This is a genomic window from Psychrobacter sp. Ps4 (assembly GCF_022129285.1).
In the GTDB taxonomy this organism is placed as follows: domain Bacteria; phylum Pseudomonadota; class Gammaproteobacteria; order Pseudomonadales; family Moraxellaceae; genus Psychrobacter; species Psychrobacter immobilis_A.
Map to the genome: position 1 here is coordinate 277,724 of NZ_JADQAK010000002.1, position 9,447 is coordinate 287,170.

A 9,447-nucleotide genomic window follows, 5' to 3' on the forward strand; every position below is an offset into this window, starting at 1 on the left:
ATAAACGTATCGGGAATGGTGTTTTTCGTTGAAACTGGCTGATGCGATAGGGCTATTTTCAACACGTTTGATTCAGGGAACCATTATAACTGTTAAGGAAGATTTATGACCAATGCAACGATTGACACAGTGACTATTAATAAGGCCGATATTGCTAGTGGCGGCATGAAATCTTACAAGCAAGATGATGATAGTATCATTTTAATTACCCGCGACGACGATGATTTTCAGGCGTTCGATGGTAAATGCCCGCACGCAGGCGCAGATTTAGGCACAGGATTACGTTGTGGCAATCGTGTGGTCTGTCCTTGGCATCATGCGACTTTTGATAGCCGTGATGGTACTCTGTTAGAGCCAGTCGCGACAGTAGGATTGACTCAATATGAAGTGACCGATAATGGCGACAGCTTGACGGTGAATATCTCAGCGAAGATAGACAAAAAGATTGCAAATGATAAGCTTATCGATACGCATACGCTCATCGTGGGTGGTGGCGCAGCAGGTTTTATGACAGCGCATCAGCTGCGTAACACTGGCTATGGCGGCAAAATCACCTTGATTAGTGCTGATGATAAAGCTCCTTATAACCGTCCATTATTGTCCAAAGCGTTTTTAGCGGGCAATATGCCTGAAGAGAAGCTTCTACTAGGCGGTGCAGATTGGGCGAGCAAACACGATATTAATTTGCGCTTGAATCAGACCGTCAGCGAAGTATTGCCCAATGAACGTACCATTATCATTAAAGATAAAAATGGTCGTAGTGACAGACAAACTGCTGATTTTTTAGTGGTTGCAACAGGCGCTGAGCCAAAGATACCGCCTTTTAAAGGGGCTGAGCTTGATGGCGTTTATACGCTGCGTAGTATGGATGATGCCAAATTGATAAAAGCGGCCAGTCATGACCAGCGTGTGGTTATTATCGGTACTGGCTTTATCGGTATGGAGGTCGCTTCCGCATTGGCACAAGCAGGCACGACGGCTTCTATTACCGTCATCGGACAAGATCATCGCGTCATGGGAAATATCGTCTCCGAAACCGTCAGTAATACGCTGATCAAGCTGCATGAAGAAAATGGGATTCAATTTGTGTTTGATGCCAGGGTCAATGGAATCACTGAGGTCAAAAGGGTTGTTAATCCGTCTGAGAATGAAGAAGAAAACCAAACCTTTTCACAAGTGGGCGGTGTCATGCTGGCGAATGGTGAGCAAGTTGCTGCAGACATCGTCATTTTAGGGACTGGCGTAGCACCACGTATAGAGCTGTTCGAAGAAGTAAACGCGCCAGATGGCGTGCAAGTGGATGAGCATTTACAGCTGCGTGATGGGGTTTATGCATTGGGTGATATTGCAAAAGCTTCTGGGCAAATGGGGCGCATGCGTATCGAACATTGGCGCGTGGCCTTGCAACATGGCTTAGTGACTGCGGCTGCGATATTAAATGATGAAAGTGTCAGCTCGCTCGCCGCGCGCATCCCGTTCTTTTGGACGATGCAATATGGCAAGAGCTTACGCTATAGTGGTCATGCTGCGACACCCGATAATAATATCTTATTTGGTTCGCCAGATACGTTAGATTATATCGAATACTACTTTGATGATGATGGGGAAGACACACGTGCTAGTGCGGCTAGCACTTTAGGGCGTGATAAAGAATTGGTTGCCTTTTCTGAACTGCTCCGCCGTGGTCATGCGCCAACGCGTGCACAGCTTCAGGCAGGATTTAATATTATCGACCAAGCACAGGCGTTATCGCCCTAGTACTCAAGATGGATACATATTACTATTAAGGCTGACCTATCGATTTGGGTCAGTTTTTTTAATCTAGGAATACAAACAAGGAAAGGAAAAATTATAATATGAATAAAAAACATTTAGATGAAAATAACTTGGAGAGAGAGTCTGTGTTTTTGCGACGAGCGCACGCCGATGATATTAGTGCACTTGAGCAATTATTAAATCGCTGTTATCGCGAGACCGCAGGTTGGACCAATGAGGCTGATTTGATTGGTGGTATTCGAACCACATCAGCCGAGCTCGCTGCCGTGATTAATGACCCTAATCACTATTACTTTGTCTATCCAAAAACGACAACGGGCGACCGTGATGGAGAGGAAACGGGTGAGATACTCGGTTGTATCGCTGTCGATATCAAAACCGATGCTGACTCAAATAACAAAGCCTACATCGGCATGTTTGCAGTAGATCCAGAGCTGCAAGGGCAGGGCGTTGGTAATGTTATTTTGCAAGCAGCAGAAACCTTTGCTACTCGTCATCTACAGTCAGATGGGCAAGCAGCTGATAAAAATACTGCGCGTTTGACCATGTCCATTTTGAGTCATCGTCCTGAGCTGTTGGCTTACTATCAACGTCGAGGTTATGAGCTAAATGGTAATAAAATGCCATTTCCAAATGACGGCAATAATGGCGAGCCAAAGCGTGAAGATTTAGAATTATTGGAATTAGAAAAAATGGTTCATTAAAGAATATTGAATGTTTAAAGGCTGATTTTATTAACCCCAAAAATGACCAAAGGTCATAAATAGCCCAACACTTAGCAGGATAAATGCCACGATAATTAAGCGCTTGAACCAGTTAAAAGCGGGCAAGCGCGTGGCATTATCATCAGACATCAGATAAGCAAACAAAAATAACAAACTTGCTGCCAAGGTCATAATTCCCAGACCAATCGGTAATATAAAAAAGTACACCTGCCACACAGTTATCTCGCAACGGTTTTGAATACCACATCATAGCAGTATCGTGAATGCACTGTCAGTATACACCGCACGTTAATTCCTTCATCTCATTAGATTATTAAAGCTATTCATCATAAATCTAACCTTGTATTCTAAAATTAAGTTGGGTATTTAGAAGTAATTCTGTATAGTGAAGTAACATTATAGATACATTGAGATTGAGATGACTAATCTGAAAAAACTGGCAGTCATAGCATTACTAACACCGCTATTTGTCGCATGCTCTAATGCACCTTCTGAAAGCACAGTTGAAGCGTTAATCGAGGCGCAATACGAGCAAGCCAATAGTATGATGGACGATGCGATGGCGAACGCAGGCAATGATGAGATGGCAAAGGCGATGAGCGGCATGATGGAGGGTATGATGCCAAAGCTTGAACGCGTCGAGAATATCAACTGTGACACTGTTGAGGGCGACAATACTTATATGTGTACCGCTGATATCACTCAGACAATCGCGGGGGAGAGCCGCACTAACAAGACCAATTTCAAGGTTTATCAAGTGAACGATGAATGGGTATTAGGCAATTAAAGCAGAGCTTAATATTTAAATAATTTTATAAAGGAATATATCCAGACATGCCTAATAGTACCCAACAATCCCACGTAAATATCAATAAAGACGTTAGCAATAACGATATTAATAATGTTCAAGCAAGCAGCCATATAACAGATATGCAAGCTGCTAGTACCAAGCAGGACTCTACAAACATAGCTCTCCTAAACTGGTTAGGCTGTTTGTTCTTTGGATTTATTCCACCACTCATTATTATGCTAGTCAAAAAAGATGATGCTTATGTGCAAACACAAGCTAAAGAGGCGCTGAACTGGTCGATCACTTTCGTTATCGGCTATATTGGCTTATGGATTGTGGCAATGATACTTGGCTTTATTCTAGCCTTTATATTTGCGCCTTTAGCGATGATTCCAATGCTAGCGCTGGTATTATTTGGCTTCTCGCACTTAGTGTTTTGCGTAATGGGGGCAATCAAGTGCTCTTCTGGTAAAGATTTTAGAGTGCCTTTTAATATTCGTCTGATCAAGTAACATCAATTTAGTGGTTAACGTTAAAAAAATATACTGATATAAAACAACCCCATAAGTTGCTTAACACTTATGGGGTTGTTTTATAGAGTAGGCTTTCTATTAATACTACCTAATCAAACTAACGCATTGTCACAAACTCTTCTGAGCCAGTTGGATGAATGGCAACTGTATTGTCAAAGTCCGCTTTAGTCGCGCCCATTTTGATGGCGACCGCAAAGCCCTGAATCATCTCATCGACACCAAAGCCAAGACCGTGTAGACCAATGACTTTTTCCTCATCGCCCAAGCACACCAATTTCATCATACACTTCTGACGATGCTGGGTCACCGCGCTATACATCGAGGTAAATGTTGAGTTATAGCATTTGATATTATCCTTGCCATAGCTTTCAACCGCGTCGATTTCAGACAAGCCAATGGTACCGATGGCAGGGTGGGTAAAGATCACCGTCGGTATCAACGTATAGTCCAAATGCTCATTAGGCTTGTTGTTAAACAAGCGCTCTGAAAGACGACGACCTGCTGCAATCGCCACGGGTGTTAAATCCACACTGTTTTCGATAATATCGCCGACCGCATAGATGTTCTTAACATTGGTATTTTGGAACTTATCGACTTTGATTTTGCCAATTTCGTTCGTTTCCACACCCGTCACTTGCAGATTGATATTGTCTGTCGATGGCGCACGACCAATCGCCCAAATCAAGCAATCTGTCGTGTCTAGGCTGCCATTTTCGGTACACAAAGTCAGGCTGCCATCTTCGTTTTTATTGACTTCCGTGAGCGTGGTATTGGTATGCAATTGAATACCGTCTTGCTCCATCTCTATGAGCAATGCCTCTACTACACTGTGGTCAAATGAGCGCAGCGGCGAGTGCTGGCGTACGTATAAATGCACCTCAGCGCCCAAACTGTTCAATACGCCTGCGATTTCAACAGCGATATATCCAGCTCCTACAATTGCCACGCGTTTTGGCAAATGATTCAACGCAAAAAAGCCGTCAGAATCGATACCGTATTCTGCGCCCTTGATATCTGGCTGAATCGGGTGACCGCCGGTGGCAATCAAAATATGGTCAGCGGTAATCAGCTCACCATTTACTTCTACCGTATTGGTATCGACAAATTTGGCAAAGCCTTTGATCACTTCTACGCCATTTTTGGCCAAGTTATTGTCATAAGAGCGATGAATATTTTCGATATATTGTTGACGGCTCTGCACCAGTTTTTGAAAGTCAAAACCTTTAACATCCACATCAAAGCCATAGTCTGGTGCATATTTATGAATAGCCTCGGCAATTTGCGCGCCGTACCACATCACTTTCTTAGGTACACAGCCCAAATTCACACAAGTGCCGCCCAACTGGTTGGCTTCGATAATGGCACATTTTTTGCCATAGCTCGCCGCACGGTTGATGGAAGCAATGCCACCGCTACCGCCGCCAATGGCGATATAGTCATAATGTTTTGTCATGGTTAAGTCTCTTTATTCAGGAAGTATTGATGCGTATTGGTGCAATTTTGCCGTCTATTATTTTTTAATTCTGTTGTTTTGAACTCTATTGTGATGGGTATCATTATTAATCTTACAAGGTTTTGCTTATAAGGATGTACCAGCTAGCATCAGAATATAAAAGCATTTAGGCAAAAATAGCCTGACATCTAATAATCCTATCTAAACCCAACTGGACTCATCTAAACTTACTTAAACAATGGCACGTCGTCTATAAAATAACAGTCCCGGAATGGATAAACCCAGTACCAATCCTGAGGTGACAAACAACGCTTCAAACAAGTACACCATCATTTGGCTAAATAACTCGTCTGAAAAACCAAAATAACCAATCTGCACCATGCTGACCATCGCCTTATACGCAGCGATACCGGGCATCATACAAATGACACTAGGCGAGATAAGTGCTTTGGGTGGCAAGGTATATTTCTTAGAAAAATACACGCCTAAAAAGCTGGCAAGCATCGCCCCGAAAAAGCTGGCAACCACGATATGTACATGCTGATAAACGAGAGCAGTCTTTAATCCGAAGCCAAAAGCAGTCATCAGCAAACAAGGCAAAATGTAGCGTTTGGGTACGCTGAACATGAGCGTCCAACCAAGGGTAATAATACATGACAGCACCACAGTTTCAATGAACCACATCTCAAAACCCCCAATGCTGTATGCGAAGTAAAACCAGCGCCATCACGATACCAACGCACGCGGATAAGGTGAGCATATAGGTAAACACCGCACGCCCAACGCCAATATTAACATAGCCTTTTAAGATATCTGAGAACGAGTTAATTAAAGGAAAGCTAGGCACTAGTAGCAACACGCTAGAGGCAACCGCAATATCGGCATTATTACCAATATCAAAATAGTAGGTCGTCGCTCCAATTAAAGAAGCAATAAAAGCGGTCACAATGACGGTGATAAAAGGATTAAAGTGGTGTTTGGATAAGTAAATACGAGTGAACATCGCCACCATACCCGCAATAAATGTCACCGCGGTAATAGACCAGCTGCCACCATTCAGATACGCAAACGCTGCACAAGATGCGCCAACAAACATGCTCACTAGCCACGTTGGGTATACGGTCTTATCCAACTCATCAAAGGCAAGGGTAGTGCGGTCAATCAAGTCGGTACTATCGACGGTGGCTTCGGTTTTATTGATAATTTGCTGAATTTGTACCAATAAATTGACATTAATGCTTTGATTGATCGTGTCTCTGGTGGTGGTGATACAGCGCTCGTCACAGATGGTCGTCAGGGTGATGGCGTTAAAATTCAGTGAACATTCGACGCTGCTCATCCCCAAGGCAAGCCCTAAACGTTTGGATAAGTCCACGACTACGGCAGACTCAGCGCCATACTGCATAAGAAGTAAGCCGCAGCGCACGCATAGTCGAGTAATGCGTTGCTGCTTTACGTAGCTGATAGAGGTGGTCATGGGTGAGATACGCAGGTTGGTATGGATACGCTATTATAAAGGGTCTGGGAGCTGACGCGCAGACATATTATCGGACATTATATTTGATGCTACGATAAATTATAAACTTTTTGGCAAAGAGAAAATAGAACGTACGGTAGCTGCGCGAGTGATAAATGTGATACGAGCATTTATTTAGGTGGGATCTATTGCAGGATGCTCTCTGAGCAGCGATTCTAATTAAAGGAATAAAGTTGTAGGCGTCAAATGGAGGTTGGCTGGGGCTTGTGATATCAAACAAATAATAGATTATAAAATTAATAGACTTTTGTTTTCTATAATGATAATCTCTTCCTCGATAATTTAGACACATTACTTACATGATAATTACATATTAATTGAATTTTAGTTACGTTATCAATTATATGTCGCTCTCAATTAATGTGTGGCAAGACATGAATTTCGATAGTGGAATGTTAAGTCTATCAATTCATTGCCCTTAGCTTAGCTATTTAACTCAATTGCATCTCTCAACTAGGACGTCTAATGACCAGTTTTCATAAAATAAAAAATGCTCTATTGCTGACTACTATCACTACTTTAGTAGGGTGTACTACGGTCGCCGATATGGCAGGGTACGATACGGCTACATTAAATACTGATGCGGCTAAAAGTTACTCTCAAGTGGTCTCTAAAGCCAGTAGTCAAGGCGCGGTAGATAATACTTCTGCTACCGCCATTCGAGTTAAAAACGTCTTTAATCGTATGAAGCCCTACGCTATTCGCGCTAATACAACAGGCGTCCCTTTTGATTGGCAGGTCACAGTGATACGTTCACCTGAATTAAACGCTTGGGCAATGCCGGGTGGTAAGATGGCTTTCTATACCGGTATTGTAGAAAAATTACAGTTAACAGATGCAGAGATCGCTGCAATCATGGGACACGAAATGACTCATGCGTTATCTGAGCACAGTAAAAAAGATGCTGGGCAAAAAATTCTGACAGGCTTAGCGCTGCAGTTAGGTGGTGCTGAACTACAGTCAAGAACAGGGTTAAGTGATGATGCGTTGGGTTTGATTAGTGACTACGGACTTGATAAGCCATTTTCTCGTAGTCAAGAGTCACAAGCCGATGCGGGTGGTTTACGCTTAATGGCGCAGGCAGGCTACAATCCAGAAGCTGCCGTTGCAGTATGGCAAAAAATGGAGGCTGCCAATGGTCGTAGCAACACCATAGCTACTTTAATGTCTACCCATCCAAACTCTGGGCAGCGTATCGCTAAAATTCAGGCACTCTTACCTGAGGTTACGCCAGTTTATCAAGCGGCTGCGAAAGCACCTGCTAACGCAACTAGTGGGGCAATGACTGGAGTAACGACTAGAACCATTAAACGTAAATAACTCAGTAAATGCTATCAAATCAGTGAATGTTATCAAAAAAGGTAAGTCAAACGACTTACCTTTTTTTGCAGAAAAATGTTGGAAATTGGCTGGTTTAAATTTTATCTTAGGTCATGATGTTGGGTGTTGTGAGCTGCGCCTAACATATTGGCTTTGGCAATACGTCAAGCTTCGCGGTATGTGAGAGCGGTGAGCGGGATCGACATGACGCTAACGAGTAAGCGTTTTGACAGTTGGGCTGTCTAAATGTGAAGTTGAGTCGTAATGCAGCAAATTGAAGAAAAGCTAGAGTGTATTGTGGATGCGCAGGTGATGAATATTGAGCGGGAGTTTGTTTAAGTTAGGTATGCTTATAGAGAGCAAAGGCTGATTTTAGCTCATACCTTATCTACCCTAAGCTTATGAGTAGTCGCTACAACCGAAGCCAAATAGATTTTTAGAGCAGAAAGCCATAATATCTTTAGAGATTTATGATTGATAAAGGACTAGATGAATGAGTGAAAGAAAAAAAATATTAATATTAGGAAATGGCTTTGATTTAGCTCATTTCCTACCAACAAAATATGAACATTTTATTACTGCAATGCGCGCAGTCGAAGATGCTGATTCAAATGAACATTTATTATTTGATAATATTTTCCATGAGCTGTTAGCAAGTGAAGATTTCTTTCTAAACAGAACTAAAGAAATGTATAAAACTGAAGATGTGAAAATTTCTGTAGAAAGTTTAATACTTTTGAAGGAGAAGCTATCTAATAATGGATGGTTTCAGTATTTCAAAGATTACTTAGATAGCGGCATCGATACATGGATAGATTTTGAAAACGAAATAAAAAACGTTTTAGATATTGTATGCTCTGTATTAGATAAGAATTCAGATAAGAACGAGATGATTGATATAAAATACTATGGAAGTGATTTAAATATCATTGCGGATGAATTTTTTGAAGACTTTAATACTAATAAAAATCACTATCTCAACGTCTTGCTAAAGCTGGGTATTTTACGAAATACATATATATACGAAGATGAAGGAAACTTTATAGAAGTCAATAAATTTGGGTTTGACGATATGAATCAACAATATGGTTACGATCCACTTACCGGATTTGGTAGACCGAGTCCAGCATTTGAAGAACTAAGTTTAAACGATGACTATGTAAAGAAATATAAAGGTAAAACAACTGGTGTCCATATCTATAAAGTAATAGAAAATATGAATTATCACTTATCGTCTTTTATAGATATTTTCTCTAGGTATAGTCAGTTCACAATAAAATAAATACAGCCCATATCCTGAAATAGCTTAGGCA

The 9,447-nt window shown here is 41.7% G+C and carries 10 protein-coding genes; 6 read left to right on the forward strand and 4 right to left on the reverse strand.

What is annotated here, in order from left to right:
- Nucleotides 1–105 precede the first annotated feature (105 nt).
- Complete coding sequence (locus I3252_RS02600) at nt 106–1,758, forward strand: FAD-dependent oxidoreductase (protein ID WP_238034112.1); 1,653 nt, start codon at nt 106–108, stop codon at nt 1,756–1,758.
- Between the two features lie 98 nt (nt 1,759–1,856).
- The gene (locus I3252_RS02605; RefSeq protein ID WP_238034113.1) at nt 1,857–2,480 is read left to right on the forward strand and encodes a GNAT family N-acetyltransferase; all 624 of its coding nucleotides are present in this window, start codon (nt 1,857–1,859) and stop codon (nt 2,478–2,480) included.
- Between the two features lie 30 nt (nt 2,481–2,510).
- Here the strand turns inward: I3252_RS02605 and I3252_RS02610 are convergent, their stop codons facing one another.
- On the reverse strand, nt 2,511–2,672 hold the full coding sequence (locus I3252_RS02610) for a hypothetical protein (RefSeq protein WP_227676031.1): 162 nt from the start codon (nt 2,670–2,672) through the stop codon (nt 2,511–2,513).
- Between the two features lie 247 nt (nt 2,673–2,919).
- Between I3252_RS02610 and I3252_RS02615 the strand changes: the two genes are divergently transcribed.
- Both I3252_RS02615 and I3252_RS02620 read left to right on the forward strand, forming a co-directional pair.
- Nucleotides 2,920–3,288 (forward strand): hypothetical protein, encoded by a 369-nt coding sequence (locus I3252_RS02615; RefSeq protein WP_045454206.1) that lies wholly within the window; start codon nt 2,920–2,922, stop codon nt 3,286–3,288.
- 47 nt (nt 3,289–3,335) lie between these two features.
- Nucleotides 3,336–3,803 carry a DUF4870 domain-containing protein gene (locus tag I3252_RS02620; protein WP_238034114.1) on the forward strand — a complete coding sequence of 156 codons (468 nt, stop codon included), beginning with the start codon at nt 3,336–3,338 and terminating at the stop codon, nt 3,801–3,803.
- 118 nt (nt 3,804–3,921) lie between these two features.
- On the opposite strand, the gene gorA is transcribed toward I3252_RS02620, so the two are convergent.
- The 3 genes from gorA to I3252_RS02635 form a co-directional block, all read right to left on the reverse strand.
- The gene (gene gorA / locus I3252_RS02625; RefSeq protein ID WP_238034115.1) at nt 3,922–5,277 is read right to left on the reverse strand and encodes a glutathione-disulfide reductase; all 1,356 of its coding nucleotides are present in this window, start codon (nt 5,275–5,277) and stop codon (nt 3,922–3,924) included.
- Nucleotides 5,278–5,508: 231 nt separating this feature from the next.
- The gene (locus I3252_RS02630; protein WP_055124673.1) at nt 5,509–5,961 is read right to left on the reverse strand and encodes a threonine/serine exporter family protein; all 453 of its coding nucleotides are present in this window, start codon (nt 5,959–5,961) and stop codon (nt 5,509–5,511) included.
- Nucleotide 5,962: 1 nt separating this feature from the next.
- The gene (locus I3252_RS02635; RefSeq protein WP_238034116.1) at nt 5,963–6,754 is read right to left on the reverse strand and encodes a threonine/serine exporter family protein; all 792 of its coding nucleotides are present in this window, start codon (nt 6,752–6,754) and stop codon (nt 5,963–5,965) included.
- Nucleotides 6,755–7,279: 525 nt separating this feature from the next.
- Here I3252_RS02635 and I3252_RS02640 point away from each other — a divergent pair.
- The gene (locus I3252_RS02640; RefSeq protein WP_238034117.1) at nt 7,280–8,134 is read left to right on the forward strand and encodes a M48 family metallopeptidase; all 855 of its coding nucleotides are present in this window, start codon (nt 7,280–7,282) and stop codon (nt 8,132–8,134) included.
- A gap of 493 nt (nt 8,135–8,627) precedes the next feature.
- A complete protein-coding gene (locus tag I3252_RS02645) occupies nt 8,628–9,416 on the forward strand; it encodes an AbiH family protein (protein ID WP_238034118.1) in 789 nt (262 codons plus the stop codon).
- Nucleotides 9,417–9,447: the final 31 nt, after the last annotated feature.